The 15,307-nt window shown below is 73.9% G+C and carries 16 protein-coding genes and 2 pseudogenes; 11 read left to right on the forward strand and 7 right to left on the reverse strand.

The genetic code is table 11. The annotated features are described in order from the left end of the window. Nucleotides 1-117: 117 nt before the first annotated feature. Complete coding sequence (locus IE260_RS03725) at nt 118-954, reverse strand: NmrA family NAD(P)-binding protein (RefSeq protein WP_189868989.1); 837 nt, start codon at nt 952-954, stop codon at nt 118-120. 80 nt (nt 955-1,034) lie between these two features. Here IE260_RS03725 and IE260_RS03730 point away from each other — a divergent pair, with 80 nt between their 5' ends. After that, complete coding sequence (locus IE260_RS03730; protein WP_189868990.1) at nt 1,035-1,970, forward strand: AraC family transcriptional regulator; 936 nt, start codon at nt 1,035-1,037, stop codon at nt 1,968-1,970. Nucleotides 1,971-1,988: 18 nt separating this feature from the next. Continuing rightward, nucleotides 1,989-2,672 carry a helix-turn-helix transcriptional regulator gene (locus tag IE260_RS03735; RefSeq protein WP_189868991.1) on the forward strand — a complete coding sequence of 228 codons (684 nt, stop codon included), beginning with the start codon at nt 1,989-1,991 and terminating at the stop codon, nt 2,670-2,672. Here the strand turns inward: IE260_RS03735 and IE260_RS03740 are convergent. Both IE260_RS03740 and IE260_RS03745 read right to left on the reverse strand, forming a co-directional pair. Then, entirely contained in the window at nt 2,658-3,056 is a 399-nt protein-coding gene (locus IE260_RS03740; protein ID WP_189868992.1) for a VOC family protein, read from the reverse strand. The genes IE260_RS03735 and IE260_RS03740 overlap by 15 nt on opposite strands. A 72-nt stretch (nt 3,057-3,128) precedes the next feature. Further along, entirely contained in the window at nt 3,129-3,755 is a 627-nt protein-coding gene (locus IE260_RS03745) for a VOC family protein (RefSeq protein WP_189868993.1), read from the reverse strand. Nucleotides 3,756-3,815: 60 nt separating this feature from the next. On the opposite strand from IE260_RS03745, the gene IE260_RS03750 reads away from it, so the two are divergent. Beyond that, nucleotides 3,816-4,457, forward strand: a complete 642-nt coding sequence (locus tag IE260_RS03750) for a hypothetical protein (protein ID WP_189868994.1) — start codon at nt 3,816-3,818, stop codon at nt 4,455-4,457. A 192-nt stretch (nt 4,458-4,649) separates the two neighbouring features. After that, nucleotides 4,650-6,161 carry a carboxylesterase/lipase family protein gene (locus IE260_RS03755; protein WP_189868995.1) on the forward strand — a complete coding sequence of 504 codons (1,512 nt, stop codon included), beginning with the start codon at nt 4,650-4,652 and terminating at the stop codon, nt 6,159-6,161. On the opposite strand, the gene IE260_RS03760 is transcribed toward IE260_RS03755, so the two are convergent. After that, nucleotides 6,118-6,297, reverse strand: coding sequence for a DUF397 domain-containing protein (locus IE260_RS03760; RefSeq protein ID WP_189868996.1), 180 nt, complete (start codon nt 6,295-6,297; stop codon nt 6,118-6,120). The genes IE260_RS03755 and IE260_RS03760 overlap by 44 nt on opposite strands. Further along, nucleotides 6,294-7,127 carry a helix-turn-helix domain-containing protein gene (locus IE260_RS03765; RefSeq protein ID WP_189869059.1) on the reverse strand — a complete coding sequence of 278 codons (834 nt, stop codon included), beginning with the start codon at nt 7,125-7,127 and terminating at the stop codon, nt 6,294-6,296. The genes IE260_RS03760 and IE260_RS03765 overlap by 4 nt, the downstream gene beginning before the upstream one ends. 112 nt (nt 7,128-7,239) lie before the next feature. On the opposite strand from IE260_RS03765, the gene IE260_RS03770 reads away from it, so the two are divergent. Together IE260_RS03770 and IE260_RS03775 are read left to right on the forward strand one after the other, a co-directional pair. Further along, nucleotides 7,240-7,656 (forward strand): ATP-binding protein, encoded by a 417-nt coding sequence (locus IE260_RS03770; RefSeq protein ID WP_229880392.1) that lies wholly within the window; start codon nt 7,240-7,242, stop codon nt 7,654-7,656. A 110-nt stretch (nt 7,657-7,766) separates the two neighbouring features. Then, the gene (locus tag IE260_RS03775; RefSeq protein WP_189868998.1) at nt 7,767-9,428 is read left to right on the forward strand and encodes an alpha/beta hydrolase; all 1,662 of its coding nucleotides are present in this window, start codon (nt 7,767-7,769) and stop codon (nt 9,426-9,428) included. Nucleotides 9,429-9,465: 37 nt separating this feature from the next. Here IE260_RS03775 and mmuM read toward each other — a convergent pair whose 3' ends face one another. After that, a complete protein-coding gene (gene mmuM / locus IE260_RS03780; protein WP_189868999.1) occupies nt 9,466-10,413 on the reverse strand; it encodes a homocysteine S-methyltransferase in 948 nt (315 codons plus the stop codon). Between the two features lie 105 nt (nt 10,414-10,518). On the opposite strand from mmuM, the pseudogene IE260_RS03785 reads away from it, so the two are divergent. From IE260_RS03785 to IE260_RS03795, 3 genes and pseudogenes are all read left to right on the forward strand, one after another. Beyond that, a pseudogene (locus IE260_RS03785) lies at nt 10,519-10,803 on the forward strand (family 43 glycosylhydrolase); the annotation flags it as partial. A gap of 95 nt (nt 10,804-10,898) precedes the next feature. Next, nucleotides 10,899-11,366: a hypothetical protein gene (locus IE260_RS03790; RefSeq protein WP_189869000.1), complete on the forward strand. Its 468-nt coding sequence runs from the start codon at nt 10,899-10,901 to the stop codon at nt 11,364-11,366. Next, nucleotides 11,363-12,100, forward strand: a pseudogene (locus tag IE260_RS03795) (isocitrate lyase/PEP mutase family protein); the annotation flags it as partial. The gene IE260_RS03790 and the pseudogene IE260_RS03795, both read left to right, overlap by 4 nt. A gap of 44 nt (nt 12,101-12,144) precedes the next feature. Here the strand turns inward: IE260_RS03795 and IE260_RS41460 are convergent. Further along, nucleotides 12,145-12,723 (reverse strand): TetR-like C-terminal domain-containing protein, encoded by a 579-nt coding sequence (locus tag IE260_RS41460; protein ID WP_229880394.1) that lies wholly within the window; start codon nt 12,721-12,723, stop codon nt 12,145-12,147. Nucleotides 12,724-13,025: 302 nt separating this feature from the next. Here IE260_RS41460 and IE260_RS03800 point away from each other — a divergent pair, with 302 nt between their 5' ends. After that, nucleotides 13,026-14,735, forward strand: a complete 1,710-nt coding sequence (locus tag IE260_RS03800) for a PHP domain-containing protein (RefSeq protein WP_189869002.1) — start codon at nt 13,026-13,028, stop codon at nt 14,733-14,735. Further along, nucleotides 14,732-15,253 (forward strand): hypothetical protein, encoded by a 522-nt coding sequence (locus IE260_RS03805; protein ID WP_189869003.1) that lies wholly within the window; start codon nt 14,732-14,734, stop codon nt 15,251-15,253. Before IE260_RS03800 ends, IE260_RS03805 begins: the two co-directional genes overlap by 4 nt. Nucleotides 15,254-15,307: the final 54 nt, after the last annotated feature.

Here is a 15,307-nt window from a genome sequence, read left to right on the forward strand (position 1 = left end):
CGGGCGGGTCCGTCGTCCCGGTGTGTGGCTGACGCGTCGTGACGGCGGTGCGGGCCACGTCCCGGACCCGCGGAACCCGGCGGCCGTGGTCGCCGGCGGGCCCGCCGCGACCGGCGCTCAGGCGTCCCACGCCCCCGCCGTCGCCGCGTCCCGCACGTAGCCGCCGAAGTCACGCGGCGGGCGGCCCAGCACCTGCCGGACGCCGTCCGACAGGTGGGCGTTCCGCCCGTCGAGCAGGGACGCGAACAGGCCGACGAGGAACGCGGCCTCCTCGTCCGGCACCCCGAAGGCCGCCAGGTTCGCGCCGTACTCCGCCGGTGACACCGCCCGGTAGGTCAGCGCCCGGCCCGTCTCCTTCGCGATCTCCGCCACCGCCTCCCCGAAGGTCAGCAGCCGCGGCCCCGAGACCTCCAGCACCTGCCCGGCGTACCGGTCGCCGGAGGTCAGCGCCGCCACCACCACGTCCGCGACGTCCCGCGCGTCGACGAACGGCTCTTGGACCTCACCCGCGGGAAACACCAGCTCCCCCCGTTCGCGCAGCTCCGCCACCAGCGGACCCTCGCTGAAGTTCTGCGCGAACCACGCGGACCGCACGACCGTCCAGTCCGCGCCCGCGTCGCGCAGCGCCTCCTCCGTGGGCCGCGCCTGCTCCTCACCCCGCGCCGACAGCAGCGCCAGCCGCCGCACACCGAGCCCCGCCGCCTCCCGCGCCAGCGCACCGACCGCCTCCGCGGCGTCGGGCGCGCCGACGTCCGAGGGGTGGGCCAGAAAGGCCGCGTCCGCGCCGCGCAGGGCGTCCGCCCAGGTCGACCGGTCCTGCCAGTCGAAGCCGCTCGCCCGGGACGCCGGCCGCACCGCCGCCCCGGCCGCCCGCGCCGCGTGCGCCAGCCGCCGTCCGACACGCCCCGAGGCGCCCGTCACCACCACCGTCATGTCCCGCTCCGTGTCCGTCATGGCTCCAGTCGACTGCCGGGCCGCGTGCGGGCCCATGGCCGAGCGGCTCGCCCCCATGCGCGTGCGTCTACGCTGACGCCATGGACGCACTCGCCGGCCTCCTGGAGGGCCCCCGCGCCCGTGGCGCGTTCATGATCCGCGCCTGCTTCGACCCGCCGTGGGCCGTGCGCGTCGAGGACGAGGCACCACTGACGGTGATGCTGATGGTCCGCGGCGACGCGTGGATCGTGCCGGAGACGGGGGAGCGGGTGCGGCTGCGGGCCGGCGACCTCGCCGTCGCGCGCGGCCCGGACCCGTACACCTGCGCCGACGACCCGGGCACACCGCCGCAGGCGCTGATCCTGCCGGGCGGCGAGTGCAGCCATCCGGACGGACGTCCGCTGAACGGCTCGATGGACCTGGGCGTGCGCACCTGGGGCGACCGGACCGAAGGCGCCGCGGTGCTGCTGATCGGCACCTACCTCGTGCGGGGCGAGATCGGCGGCCGGCTGCTGGACGCGCTGCCGCCGCTGCTGTCCCTCACCTCCGACGTGTGGGACTGCCCGCTGACGCCGCTGCTCATGGCGGAGGTCACGCGGGACGAGCCGGGGCAGGAGGTCGTCCTGGACCGGCTGCTGGACCTGCTGGTCATCGCCGCGCTGCGGGCCTGGTTCGCCCGCCCGCAGGCCGAGGCACCCGCCTGGTACCGCGCGCTCGGCGACCCGGTCGTCGGCCGGGCGCTGCGGCTGATCCAGGCCGACCCCGCGCACCCCTGGACGGTGGCGTCCCTCGCCGCCAAGGCCGGGGTCTCCCGCGCCGCCCTCGCCCGCCGCTTCACCGAGCTGGTCGGCGAACCCCCGATGGCCCACCTCACCGCCTGGCGTCTCGCCCTCGCCGCCGACCGGCTGCGCGACACCGACGACACCCTCGGCGCCATCGCCCGCCAGGTCGGCTACGGCAGCGCGTTCGCCCTGTCCACCGCCTTCAAGCGGGTGTACGGCGTCAGCCCGCAGGAGCACCGGACAGGGAGGGCGTAGCGGCGTAGCCTTGCCCGCGTGTACGCGGAGCGGGCGTCCCGGCTGGCCGGAGCGGTGGTGTGGACCAGCACCCCGTCCGGGTCCGGCACGGGACGCGTACTGCCCGACGGCTGCATGGACCTGCTGTGGAAGGAGGGCCGGCTGCTGGTCGCCGGCCCGGACACCCGCGCGTACGTCACCGAGGGCGCCCCCGCCCGCTGGGCGGGCATCCGCTTCCCTCCCGGCACCGCGCCCGCCCTGCTCGGCGTGCCCGCGCGGGAGCTGCGCGACCGGCGCGTCGACCTCGCCGACCTCTGGCCCGCCGCGGAGGTCCGGCGCGTCACGGCGCGCGTGAACGCGGCCGCCGACCCGGTGAGCGGCCTGGAGGAGGTGGCCCTGTCCCGGGCGGCGGACACCGAACCCCCCGACCCGCTGCTCCGCCGGATCGTGGCCGCCCTCGACGCGGGCCGCCCGGTCGCCGCCACCGCCGACGAACTCGGCGTCACCGCACGCCAGTTGCACCGCCGCTCGCTGGCCGCGTTCGGCTACGGGCCCAAGACGCTGGCCCGGGTGCTACGACTGCAGCGCGCGCTCACGCTGGCCCGCGGCGGCCTGCCCCTCGCGGAGACGGCCGCCCGGGCCGGGTTCGCGGACCAGGCGCATCTCACCCGGGAGGTCGGGGAGTTGGCCGGGGCCACGCCCGGGGAGCTACTCAGGCCGTAGCGGAGCGAACAGGTCGACGCCGTTGCCGTCCGGGTCGTTCAGCACGGCGTACCGCTGGCCCCAGAAGGCGTCCCAGGGCTTGAGTTCGCCGTGGCACCCGGCACCGGTCAGCTCCTCGTACAGGGCGTCCACCTCCTCGGGCGAGTCGCACAGCAGGGCGAGCGAGGACCGGGTCCCTCCGGCAGGCGGCTGCCACCCGGCGTGGAACGAACGGACCGTCTCCTCGGTGTCGAGCAGCAGCCGGATCCCGCCGGGCAGCTCGGCCTCGGCGTGCGGCTGCTCCTCGGCGCCCTCGGGGAAGGCGAAACCGAGGCGGCGGTAGAAGGTCACGGAGGCGGCCATGTCGGAGACGACAAGGCCGATGGCGTTGAATCGTGCGGTCATGCGGCCACCGTAGGCAGGGCGTGCGACGGACGTCTTGAAGGAATCGGACACGCGCCTCGCGGTGGCGCTCGCTCAGCCGAACGACACCGGCCCCCGGGGCGAGTCCACCGTGCAGGACCAGCCCACCGGCCCGGCGGTCAGCGGCAGCGCGGTGCCGAGCGCGGACAGCAGCGGACGGAGGGCCGACGGGTCGGGGGCGCTCGCGGTCAGCTCCACCAGCGCGGTGACCGGCAGGTCCGCCGAGGGGTGGGGGGTGTCGCCCCAGTCGATGAGGAAGGGCACGAGCCCCGAAGGGTCGGAACCGCCGTCGGTCAGACGCCACCGGAGCAGTGTCCCGTCGGGCCGGCGGCGGCTCATCGGACGCACCGGGCCGGTGTCGTGGCCGTGGGCCCGGGCCGCCGCCACCGCCGCGTCCAGGTCGGGCGGGCGGATCGCCCAGGTCACGATCCGCGGCGCGGTCAGCTCGTCGACACCGAACGGGCGCGGCTCGTCGGGCTCGGACTGCTCCGGGTCGGGGCCGATGATCTCCAGGTAGCCGGTGCCGCCCAGCGACACCAGGTGGTTGCGGGTACCGCGGCCCACGTGCACACCGCCGGGGGCGGGGGCGACGCCGGTGCGCCGGGTGAAGTCGGCGACGGTCGCGGCGAGGTCGGGGGTCGCCAGGACGAGGTGGTCCAGCAGGGCGGGAAGGGCGTTCACCGCGCCGAGCGTATGCGGTCCGGGCCCGTACGGGACACGCCCGTGCGGCAGGATGGCCGCATGACACGTGCCGCGCGCGTCCTGCCGCTGTTGCTGCCGGCCCTGCTGCTGCTCGCCGGCTGCGGTACCGAGAAGGCGGCCTCCGACCCGGCCGCCGGTGCCTCTCCCGCCGCCGACCACGGCGAACTCGACGCCCGGGCGAGGGCGCTGGGCGTGGCGCCCGAACTCGTCCACGTCACCGAGGCCCCCGGTTTCACCCTGGCCCAGCAGTCCGTCGGCGTGCTGGGCGACGACGGATTCTCCGCCACCTACGTCTCACGGAAAACGGGCGCCCAGCTCCGCCTGTCCGTCGACCGGGGTTCGATCACCGCGGACACCTGCCCCGCCCAGCCGGTCGGCGACATGGCCGGGGAGCGCACCGCATGCGTCCGCGACGGCGACGCCTGGTACCGCACCGGCGCCGGACGTCACGAGTACGCCCTGCCGGAGGACGGGTACGTGGTGCGGGTCTCCGGGGAGACGGACGCCGTACCGCGCGACGTCCTGCGCGCCGCGGCCGGGGCCGTCCACCGGCCCGACGCCGCCGAGGCCGCCGCCCTCCTGCCCTCCGTCGCCCCCGAGCGCACCGCGCCCGTGGAGCGCGGGGACCTGCCGCCGATCGGCGACGGGGCGCCCGACAACGACGCCGGAGCGGGCGGCTGACGGCCCGGCCCGGCCGCGGAAAGCGCTTCCCGCTCCCGGTGCGTGCCGCGACCCGGCGTGAAGCGGGGGAATGCGGCCGATCCCGTCGTCCCCCGAACGGGCGACTGGGACCGTTGTGCGGCGGAATACCGCCGAGCTTCGTGTTGCTCTGTTCTTACCGGTGCACGAGCGCGCTGAAGGGCTGGTGGGCGTATGACGGCAGGCCAGGAATCCCCCGTGGTCAGCACGCCGCACGGCGCGGTACGCGGCAGATGGGAACACGGCGTCGCGGTGTTCCGGGGCATCCCCTACGCGGCACCACCGTTCGGCCCCCGACGGTTCCGCCCGCCCGTTCCGCCCACCCCCTGGGACGGGGTGCGCGACGCGGGCTCCTTCGGGCCGACGGCGCCGAAACCGCCGTACTCCGAAGCCTTCGCCCAGTACCTCGCCGACCCCGTCGTGCCCGGCGACGACTGTCTCAACCTGAACGTGTGGACCCCCGAGCCCGGGCCGGGCGCACGGTTGCCGGTGCTGGTGTGGCTGCACGGCGGTGCCCTCACCAGAGGCTCGTCCGCCGTGCCCGTGTACGACGGCCGCACCTTCGCCCGCGACGGCGTCGTCTTCGTCTCGGTCAACTACCGCCTGGGGGTCGAGGGCTACGGTCTGTTCCCGGACGCCCCCGCCAACGCCGGCCTGCGCGACCAGCTCGCCGCCCTCCAATGGGTGCGCGCCTCGATCGCGGCCTTCGGCGGCGATCCGGACCGCGTGACACTGGGCGGCCAGTCGGCCGGGGCCATCAGCACCGGCGCCCTGATCGCCGCCCCGCAGGCCCAGGGCCTGGTCCGGCGGGCGGTACTGCAGAGCGGCGCGCCCGAGGCGTCCGACCGGGACAAGGTGCGCCGGATGGTGCGCCGCATCGCGACCCGGCTGAAGATCCCCGCCACCGCCGAGGCGTTCGCCGAAGCCGACCGAGACCTGCTGCTGCGCGCCCAGGGCGAGGCCGGCCGGCTCAGCAGCCCGGTGCTCGGCGGCCCCGCCTTCGGGATCGTCGTCGACGACGACCTCGTACCCCGCGACCCGCTGGAGGCGCTCACCGAGGGTGGCGCCGCCCCTGGTGTCGAACTGCTCATGGGCTGGACCCGCGACGAGTACCGGCTGTGGCTGGTGCCGGGCGGGCTGCTGGAGCGCGTCGACCGGCTCGGCCCGGTCGCCCTGGCCGCCGCCAGGGCCCGCTGCCACTGCGGCCACGAGGTGGTCCGCGGTTACCGCGACCTGCACCCCGAGGCCGGTACCGCGGAGACCGTCGGGCAGCTGGTCACCGACCACCTGCTCCGCATCCCGCTGCACCGCCTCGCCGACGGCCGTACGGCGCCCTCGTACGTGTACGAGTTCACCTGGCCGTCACTGCTGCCCGGCCTCGGCTCCTGTCACGCGCTGGAGCTGGGCTTCGTGTTCGACACGGGGGATGTGCCGGAGTCCCGCAAGCTCGCCGGAGAGGGAGCCCCTCAGGAGCTGGCCGACACGATGCACTCGGCCTGGGTGCGGTTCGCCACCGAGGGCGACCCGGGCTGGCGGCGCTGGGACCCCTCGCACCCGATCCGCGTCTTCGACGCCGCCCCGCCGCTGACCACGTACGGCCTGCGCGACCGCGAGCTGGCCCTGTGGACGGCCGACACCGCCGTCACCGCGCCAGGCGCAGGAAGGCGGTCCAGGCTTCGGGGGTGACGGTGAGGTGGGGGGTGGCGGGGGTCTTGGAGTCGCGGACGTGGATGGTGGCGGGCTGGAATGCGACTTCGAGGCAGGCGCCGCCTTCACTGCCGCTATAGCTGGACTTGAACCATTCGAGCGCGGTGCCGGTCATGCTTCTCCCAGAAGACGGTCCAACAGGTCCCTCGTGTCCTCGGTGTTGAGGGCCTGCGTCCGCAGCATCGCATACTTCTGTGTCAGGATCCCCACCCCGTCGGGGTCGGCGATCAGTTGGCTCCCCCGGTGCGTCTCGGTGTACGCGAGTCGCTGGTGTTCGGGCGTCTCCAGCAAAATGAACGGACCGTCGAGGCCCGCGTGCGAGGTGCGGCCCAGAGGCAGGATCTGCAATGCGATCCCGGGCATCTCGGCGTACTCGCGTAGGTGCTGCACCTGTTCGGCATAGACGCCTCGTCCGCCGAGGTGGTCCCGTAGGGCCGCCTCCCAGATCACGAAGCTGGCCGTCGGAGGCACCCTCCGGTGCAGTAACTCCCGCCGTTCGATGCGGGCGGCCACCAGTTGCTCGATCTCGTCCTCGTCGTAGACCGGTACGCGACTGCGAAACACCGCTCGGGCATACGCCTCGGTCTGGAGCAGGCCCGGGACGACCAGCCCCTCGTACCACGAGATCGCGATGGCTTCCCGCTCCCGGTCCAGGTACTCCTCCGCCCACAGCGGTACCAGATCCACCTCCGGCATGTATTTCAGGGCAGCACTCAACGCGCCTTTCGTGTCGAGGAGTTCGTCGAGCTGTTCGGCGAGATCGGGCTTCAGTGGGCGTCTGCCCTGCTCGATCGAAGCGATCTGCTGCTCGCCGACGACGAACCGTTCGCCCAGCGACCTCTGTGTGTACCCGGCCGCCTCTCGGTGCAGCGCGAGCAGCGCACCCACCATCTTCATCGCCGAGGCGTTCCGTCGTGCCCGTCGTGACCGTGTCGTCGTGCCCATGCGGTCGAACTCCCCACCCGCGCGCGTACCTTCACCATCGCGGACCCGTACGAACCAGCTGTACGGGCGCACGTACTGTCTCATGATGGCCACGCAGCGTGACACTCGTCACGTGAACGACGAAACTCAACCCCCGTCCCCGCGCGAGCGGTTCTACCGGCGTGAACGCCAATCCGTGCCGGCTGCCCGCGCGTTCGCACGCCAGGCGCTCGGCGACTGGGGCATGCGGGAACGGGCGTACGACATCGTGCTCTGCGTCAGCGAACTCGTGACCAACGCCCTCGTGCACGGCGTGCCGCCCGGCCGTGGCTTCCTGCTGCGGCTGCTGCCGTACGGCGACGGCGTGCGGGTGGAGGTGCACGACAGCGGGCACGGAGTCCCCGCCGTACCGCAGGGCGAGGGCCCGGAGCCGGGTGAGGGCGGGCGCGGGCTGCTGCTCGTGTCGGAGCTGGCGGACAAATGGGGCGTGGGGGAGCGGGACCCGGGGAAGATCGTGTGGTGCGAGTTCGCTGGTCAGCCGCATTCTTGATACCGGGCGAGTCACCCGAATGGCGGGGTAAACCGGCCGGGGTCGTACCGCCGTTCTACAGTCATTCCCGGTTACGCCAGAAAGGTGACTATTGGGGGGATGGAGCGAGCATGCCTGAAACAGGGACCGTGCAGTCCACGCCGATGTCCGCCCGAACGAAAGCCCTGGCCGCCACAGCCCTGCTGATAGCCGTTGCCACCGCGACATGCGCCGGTGGCAACGGTGGCGGGGTTCCTCCGACAGACGATCCCTCCGGTTCGCCGGCAGAGTCCCCTTCTGCCGCCGAGGGCACGACCGCGCCCCTCCCTCGCACGCTGACCGGCCAACGGCTGGAGTGGAGGAAGTGCCCCGCGCCCACCCCTCTCCAGGCCGCCGACGCGGACGCCCCGGCACCACTGCCCGACGGCACCCCCTGGGAGTGCGCCACCCTCGAGGTCCCGCTCGACTACGGCCGTCCCGACGGCGAGACCATCGACCTGGCCGTGATCCGCGCGAAGGCCAAGCCGGAGGAGGGGCAGCCGCGCATCGGCTCGCTCGTGTTCAACTTCGGCGGCCCCGGCGGCTCCGGTGTCGCCTACCTCCCCCTGCTCACCTCGGTCGACCGGGACTACCAGGCCCTGCACTCCCGCTACGACCTGGTGAGCTTCGATCCGCGAGGGGTCGGCGCCAGCGCACCCGTGCGCTGCCTGGACGACAAGGCCAAGGACGAGGCGGCGGAGAGGATCGACGACAGTCCCGACGACGACGCGGAGCTGAGGGCCCTCATCGCGCACTCGGAGAAGGACACGGCGGCCTGCGAGAAGAACTCGGGCCAAGTCCTCTCCCACGTCGGTACCACCAACGCCGCCCGCGACATGGATCTGCTGCGCCAGGTCCTCGGCGACGACAAGCTGAACTACTTCGGCCTCTCCTACGGCTCGGAACTCGGCGGTGTCTACGCCCACCTGTTCCCCGAGCGCGTGGGCCGCGCCGTCTTCGACGCCGTCTCCGACCCCACCCAGGACGCGGCGCAGGAACACCTCACCCAGACCGAGGGTTTCCAGCTCGCCCTCGACCACTACCTCGAGGACTGCGCGGCGAAGCCGGACTGCCCGGCCGGCCGCACCGTCCAGGAGGGTCGCCGGACGATCACCGACCTCCTGGGCGAACTCGACGGACGCCCGCTGCCCACCGAGGACGGCCGCAAGCTGACCCAGGGACTCGCCCTGGGTGGCATCCTTCTCGCGCTCTACTCCGAGGACCTCTGGCCGCTTCTCACGGACGCCCTGACGGAGGTTCAGCGGCAGAAGACCGGAGACCTCCTGCTCGCTCTCGCCGACGAGCTCAGCGAACGTGACTCCGAGGGTCGCTACACCACTCTGTGGGACGCCCTCGGCGCCATCACCTGCGCGGACGACAAGGACCGCTACACCGTCGACGACGTGAGGGCGGCGATGCCCGCGTTCCGCGAGGCCTCGCCCGTCTTCGGGGAATCCTTCGCCTGGTCCCTGTTGTCGTGCACCGGCTGGCCCGTCGAGGGAGAGGGCAGGGATCCCCAGGTCCAGGCCGCGGGCTCCGCCCCGATCCTCCTCGTCGGCACCACCGGCGACCCCGCGACCCCGTACGCGGGCACTCTGCGGATGGCCGACGAGCTCGGCGAGGGCGTCGGCGTCGTGCTCACCCACGAGGGCGAGGGACACGGCGCGTACGGCACCGACGCCTGCGTGGCCACGGCGGCGAACCGCTACCTCCTCGACGGCGTGCTCCCCGAGGACGGCACGGTCTGCCCGTGACGGCGGGCCCCTTCCTCGTCGAAGGGGGCGACGGGCCTCATGCCCCCGTGGCCGGTCCGGACAGGGCCCGGGCGATCCCGGTGATCGCCTCCGGCCCCACCCTGCAGCACCCTCCGATGAGCCGGGCCCCCGCCTCCCGCCAGGCCCTCACCCGCTCGGTGTCGAAGGTGGAGCGGCCGGTCCAGGCGCGGGCCCCGGCGTCCCAGGACTCTCCGCTGTTGGGGTAGACGACGACCGGCTTGCCCGTCACCCGTGCCGCGACGCCGATCGCGCGGTCCGCGTCCTCGGGGGCGCAGCAGTTCACGCCGACGGCGACGATCTCGTCCGCGTCGGCGGCCAGGGCGAAAGCCTCCTCCAGCGGCTGGCCGGCCCGGGTGCGGTCGCCCGCGACGGTGTACGACAGCCAGGCCGGTACGCCGAGTCCGCGCACCGACCGCAGCAGTGCCGTGGCCTCGTCGGTGTCGGGGACCGTCTCCAGGGCGAGGGCGTCGGGCCGGGCGGCGGCGAGGACCTCCAGACGGGGGCGGTGGAAGCGTTCCAGCTCGGCGACGGTGAGCCCGTAGCGGCCCCGGTACTCGGAGCCGTCGGCGAGCATCGCGCCATAGGGGCCCGCCGACGCCGCCACCCACAGCGGGCGGGTCGTCCCGGTCCGGCGGGCGGCTTCCCGGGCCAGCTCCACGCTCGACGCCATCAGCCGGGCCGCGTCGGCGCGCCCGGTGCCGTGCCGGGCGAAGCCCTCGAAGGTGGCCTGGTAGCTCGCGGTGATCGCCACGTCCGCGCCGGCCTCGTAGTAGGCGAGGTGCGCCTCGGTGACCGCCTCGGGCCGCTCGGCGAGCAGCCGCGCGGACCACAGCTCGTCGCTCAGGTCGTGTCCGGCGGCCTCCAGCTGGTTGGACATGCCGCCGTCGAGTACGAGGGGCCCGGCCGTGAGGGCCTCGGCCAGGGAAGTGGGGGTGTGCGGGGTGTGCGTGATGTCGCCGGCCATGGCAACGACGCTAGCCGAACGGATCGGCGAGTTCCGGTCCGGTCGACGGCCCCGGGGACCTCGGCCGGTGCCGGACCCGTTGACCTCGTCCTGTCCCACCCTTACGCCGACCTGATGGACCCGGCCAACTGGGCCAAGTCGCCGACCCCGGTCTTCACGAGCAACGACACCACCCGGCAGTACGGCCCGGGGCACAACTCCTTCACCGTCGCCGAGGACGGCCGCACCGACGTCCTCGTCTACCACGCCCGCCAGTACAGGGAGATCGTCGGCGACCCGCTGAACGATCCCAACCGCCACACCCGCGTCCAGAAGCTGGGCTGGAAGGCGGACGGCACCCCGGACTTCGGCGTCCCGGTCGCCGACACGCCTCAGGGGCGGACGGCTTGAGCCTCCCGGGGCGCCCTGGGCGCCCCGGGACACCCCGCCGACGTGCGAGAACAGTTCGGCCGGGACCGAAGCGACCGGACCGTAGCGTGCGGGACATGAGCGACACGAACACCACCGCCACCGTCACGCCCGTCGAAGCCGTCACCGGCATGGTCGACCACGTCCTCGCCCTGGCCGCCACCTGGACCGCCTGGAACGGGGAGCCCGCTCACGTCGACGGCCGCGTCTACACCCCGCACAAGGCGATCCGGCGGGTGGCCGACCACATGGTCGACCACCTCGCGGAGCTGGAGGCCCGGCTGGCCGGGGAGCGGACCCAGCCCGACCACTGGCACGCCTCCGCGGTCACGACGGAGGCGGACCGCGCCCCCTTCACCCAGGAGGACCTCGACGAGGCCCGCAGCCGCCTCACCCGGCTCGCCCGGATCTGGGCCAACCGGCTAGACGCGCTCACCGACGAGCAGCTCGACCACTCGCCCGGCGAGGGCTGGAGCTTCCGCGAACTCGCCCTGCACGTCCAGGAGTCCACGTACTACGCCGACGCGGTGGGGGATCTCTCGTGACCGCCTTCGCCGACCTCCACCGGTCCGGGGAGCCGTTGCTGCTCCCCTGTGCGTGGGACCACGCCTCCGCACTCGCCCTCGCCGACCGTGGCTTCGAGGCGATCGGCACGACGAGCCTGGGGGTCGCCGCCGCCGCGGGGCTGCCCGACGGCGCTTCGGCGACCCGCGCGGAGACGCTCCGGCTGGCGCTCACCCTGGGCTCGGAGCCCTTCCTGCTCTCCGTCGACGCGGAGGACGGCTTCAGCGACGATCCGGACGAAGTGGCGGAGCTGGCGCTGCAGTTGGCGGTCGTCGGAGCCGTGGGCATCAACCTGGAGGACGGCCTCGGGCCCGTCGGCCGGCACGCCGCGAAGATCGCCGCGGTCAAGTCCGCGGCACCCGGCCTCTTCGTCAACGCCCGCACCGACACGTACTGGCTGGGCGACGGAGAGGGCACACCGGGCCGCCTCGACGCCTACCGGCAGGCGGGCGCCGACGGCCTGTTCGTCCCCGGCCTCACCGATCCCGGGACGATCAAGGCCGTCGCCGAGCGCTTCGACGTCCCCCTCAACGTCCTGTACACCCCGGGCGGTCCCTCCCTGCGGCACCTCGCCGACCTGGGCGTACGGCGGGTCAGCCTCGGTTCGCTGCTGTACCGCAGGGCGCTGGGCGCGGCCCTGGAGACGGTGGCCGACATCCGGTCCGGCAGGTCCCCGCGCGGCACGGCACCGACGTACGACGAGGTCCGGGCGCTGAGCGGCGACGGCGGGCCGGGTGACCGGCAGCCGTGGGGCGCGGATCAGCCGTCGCTCTCCCGGGGCCAGTGCTCCAGCGCCGTGTGCAGGGCGTCGACCGCCTTGTCCCAGGACGCCTGGACGTCCCGCGGCGCGCCGAAGCCGCCGGTGGCCTCCAGGGCGCAGTAGCCGTGGAAGGTGCTGCGCAGCAGGCGCACCGCGTCGGTGAGGTCGGGCTCGTCGAGGCCGTAGGCGCGGAGCATGCCGTAGGTGATCTCGGCGGTGCGCCGCAGGGCGGGGGAGTCGGCGACGAAGGACTGGTCGATACGGATCTGGGTGGCGGCGTACCGGCCCGGGTGGCGCAGCGCGTACTCCCGGTAGGCACCCGCGAAGGCCGCCAGCGCGTCCTTTCCGGCCCGCCCCGCGACCGCCTCCGCGATCTCGTCGATCATCTCCGCACCGGCGAGCAGGGCGACGCGCGTGCGCAGCTCCTGGAGGTTCTTGACGTGCGTGTACAGACTCGCGTCCTTCACGCCGAAGTGCCGGGCCACGGCGGACAGCGTCACGTTCTCGAAGCCGGCCTCGTCGGCGAGATCGGCGGCGGCCGCGACGACGCGGTCGGCGCTGAGTCCGGCACGGGGCATGGCGGGACCTCCGGGAACCTAGGGCTTCTAGGGAGCAGCCTATACGGAGTCCTTCATGCGCCCGTGTGCGTGTGAGCGGCCCGAAGGGCCGGGGCCGCCGGGCACCGGGGCGGGCCGGTGTCGGTGTGGGGGCCCGCACAGGCACCCCGCTCGCAGAACCCACGTACAGCCAAGCCTGTGAGGGACGGTGCGACCGGTCGTGTCCGGGTCGGTCGCGACTCACCCGGTGGTCGTTCAACGTTCATCTTCTGCCTCGATTCTCCTCACAGCCGCGCACGGCGGCGGTATCCAGGAGGGGCTTCATGGGACACGGGCACGGGCACACACACGGCCACCACCACCACGGACACACCCACACGCACGAGCACGAGGCCGCGCCGCCCCTGCCCGCCGCCTTCGACACCACCGTCCCCGACGAGGCCCTCACCCCCGAACAGCAGTCGCGCCGCGGCCTGCTGCGCCGGGCCGGCCTCCTCGGCGCGGGACTCGCCGCCGGGACCGTCCTCGCGCAGACCGCCGCCGCGCCCGCGCAGGCCGCTGCCGACAGCCGCCGCAAGAAGGGCTTCCTCTGGCTCGCCGGCGACCACCACATCCACACCCAGTACAGCAGCGACGGCAAGTACCGGGTCATCGACCAGGTCCGCCAGGGCGCCCGGCACGGCATGGACTGGCTGGTCATCACCGACCACGGCAGCGGCACGCACGCCAGGATCGGCGTGGAGAAGGTCAACCCGGACATCCAGCAGGCCCGTTCCGCCCACAAGGACACCCTCGTCTTCCAGGGCCTGGAGTGGAACATCCCGGCCGCCGAGCACGGCACCGTCTTCGTCCACCCCGGCAAGAACGAGGTCTCCGTACTCAAGCAGTTCGAGACCGGCTACGACGGTGCCGTCAAGGCCGCCACCGGCTCCTCGCCCGCCAACGAGGCGCTCGCCATCGCGGGCCTCGCCTTCCTGTCCGAGCAGGTCGAGCGGCGCAAGGTCAAGGACGCCCTGATGCTCGCCAACCACCCGGCGCGCAAGGGCATCGACTCCCCGCACGAGATCCGCGCATGGCGCGACGCGACATCCGCCGGCCACCGCATCGCCGTCGGCATGGAGGGCGCCCCCGGTCACCAGGCCGGCGGCCTGCCCAAGCCGCTCGGTCCCGGCGGCGCCCGCGGCATCTACAACAACAGCCCCGGCAGCGACTCCTTCGCCGGCTACCCGCTGGAGAGCTACCGCACCTGGGGCGGCTTCGACTGGATGACCGCCACCGTCGGCGGCCTGTGGGACAGCCTCCTCGCCGAGGGCAAGCCCTGGTGGATCACCGCCAACTCCGACTCCCACCAGGTCTACGGCGACACCGCCGCCCGCGGCGGCGGCGACTTCAACACCAACGGCCGTTACGACGACCCGGTCTACGGCGGTTCGATCGACATCACCGAGAACGACTACTGGCCCGGCTACTACAGCCGGACCCACGTCGGCGCCGAGGACTTCTCCTACGCCGCCGTCATGGACGGCATCCGCGCCGGCCGAGTCTGGGTCGACCACGGCCAGCTCATCAGCGGCCTCGACGTCCGCGTCTCGGGCGGCAGCCGCTGGGCCACCCTCGGCGGAGCCCTCCAGGTCAAGAAGGGCACCCGCGTCACCCTCACCGTGGACGTGGCGCTCGCGGGCGGCCCCAACTGGGCCGGCTTCCAGCCCACCCTGGCCCGCGTCGACGTCATCCAGGGCGACGTCACCGGCGAGGTGAAGGACAAGGACACCTTCACCGCCCCGAGCGCCAGGGTCGTCAAGTCCTACGAGGTGAACAAGAACGCCGGCACGGTCACCCTCACCTACGACCTCGGCCGCGTCGACCGCCCGGTCTACCTCCGCCTGCGCGGCACCGACGGCAACCGGACCGCCGTGGGCGCGATGGGCGCGTCGGTCGACCCGGCGGGCCCGGCCATCGACGTCGTCGGTGACGCCGACCCGTGGCGCGACCTGTGGTTCTACTCCAACCCGGTCTGGGTCCTGCCGTCGTGACCCCACCGCCGTACGTCATCGGCATCGACACCACCGTGACGAAGCTGCGCGAGGCCGACCACCTGCTCCAGGACCTCGCGGCCGGACTCGCGCTCCCCGAGGACGCGTTCGGCTGCACCCACCTGGTGCGGGACGGCGGCCGGCCGCGCGTGGCGCTGTCCCTCGGCGCGGGCTCGGCGGCGGTGCTGGCCACCGCGCGGAGCGCGCTCGCGGCCCAGGGACACGCGGTGACGGACGGCGTGTGGGACCAGCACGGACGGGCGGTGCTCTACCCGGGCGTCACCGAACTCACCGGCACCCTCACGGTCGCGGAGCTGCTGGACCGCTCCGCGATCGCGCGGGTCCGCGTCCTCGGCACGCCCGGTGAGCCCGACCCCGCGACCCGGCTCGTCACCCGGGAGTTCGTCCGCCCCCGGTGGGAGGACGGCGAACTGGTCCTCGCCGCCATGCCCGCCGCCGGCGGCACGCTCGTCCCGTTCGAGGACCCGGCCCCGACGCCCTGCTGCGCGGACCACTGACCGCGCGGAAAACACGTACCGCTCCCTCCCCGCGTCGCCCTAGTCTTGCCCGGC

Source organism: Streptomyces viridiviolaceus, assembly GCF_014650995.1.
GTDB classification, from domain to species: domain Bacteria; phylum Actinomycetota; class Actinomycetes; order Streptomycetales; family Streptomycetaceae; genus Streptomyces; species Streptomyces viridiviolaceus.

Excerpts from the sequence above, each read along its gene's own strand:
- IE260_RS03725 (WP_189868989.1), bottom strand. The coding sequence starts at position 954 with ATGACGGACACGGAGCGGGACATGACGGTGGTGGTGACGGGCGCCTCG.
- IE260_RS03730 (WP_189868990.1), top strand. The coding sequence starts at position 1,035 with ATGGACGCACTCGCCGGCCTCCTGGAGGGCCCCCGCGCCCGTGGCGCG.
- IE260_RS03740 (WP_189868992.1), bottom strand. The coding sequence starts at position 3,056 with ATGACCGCACGATTCAACGCCATCGGCCTTGTCGTCTCCGACATGGCC.
- IE260_RS03750 (WP_189868994.1), top strand. The coding sequence starts at position 3,816 with ATGACACGTGCCGCGCGCGTCCTGCCGCTGTTGCTGCCGGCCCTGCTG.
- IE260_RS03755 (WP_189868995.1), top strand. The coding sequence starts at position 4,650 with ATGACGGCAGGCCAGGAATCCCCCGTGGTCAGCACGCCGCACGGCGCG.
- IE260_RS03760 (WP_189868996.1), bottom strand. The coding sequence starts at position 6,297 with ATGACCGGCACCGCGCTCGAATGGTTCAAGTCCAGCTATAGCGGCAGT.
- IE260_RS03765 (WP_189869059.1), bottom strand. The coding sequence starts at position 7,127 with ATGGGCACGACGACACGGTCACGACGGGCACGACGGAACGCCTCGGCG.
- IE260_RS03775 (WP_189868998.1), top strand. The coding sequence starts at position 7,767 with ATGCCTGAAACAGGGACCGTGCAGTCCACGCCGATGTCCGCCCGAACG.
- mmuM (WP_189868999.1), bottom strand. The coding sequence starts at position 10,413 with ATGGCCGGCGACATCACGCACACCCCGCACACCCCCACTTCCCTGGCC.
- IE260_RS03790 (WP_189869000.1), top strand. The coding sequence starts at position 10,899 with ATGAGCGACACGAACACCACCGCCACCGTCACGCCCGTCGAAGCCGTC.
- IE260_RS41460 (WP_229880394.1), bottom strand. The coding sequence starts at position 12,723 with ATGCCCCGTGCCGGACTCAGCGCCGACCGCGTCGTCGCGGCCGCCGCC.
- IE260_RS03800 (WP_189869002.1), top strand. The coding sequence starts at position 13,026 with ATGGGACACGGGCACGGGCACACACACGGCCACCACCACCACGGACAC.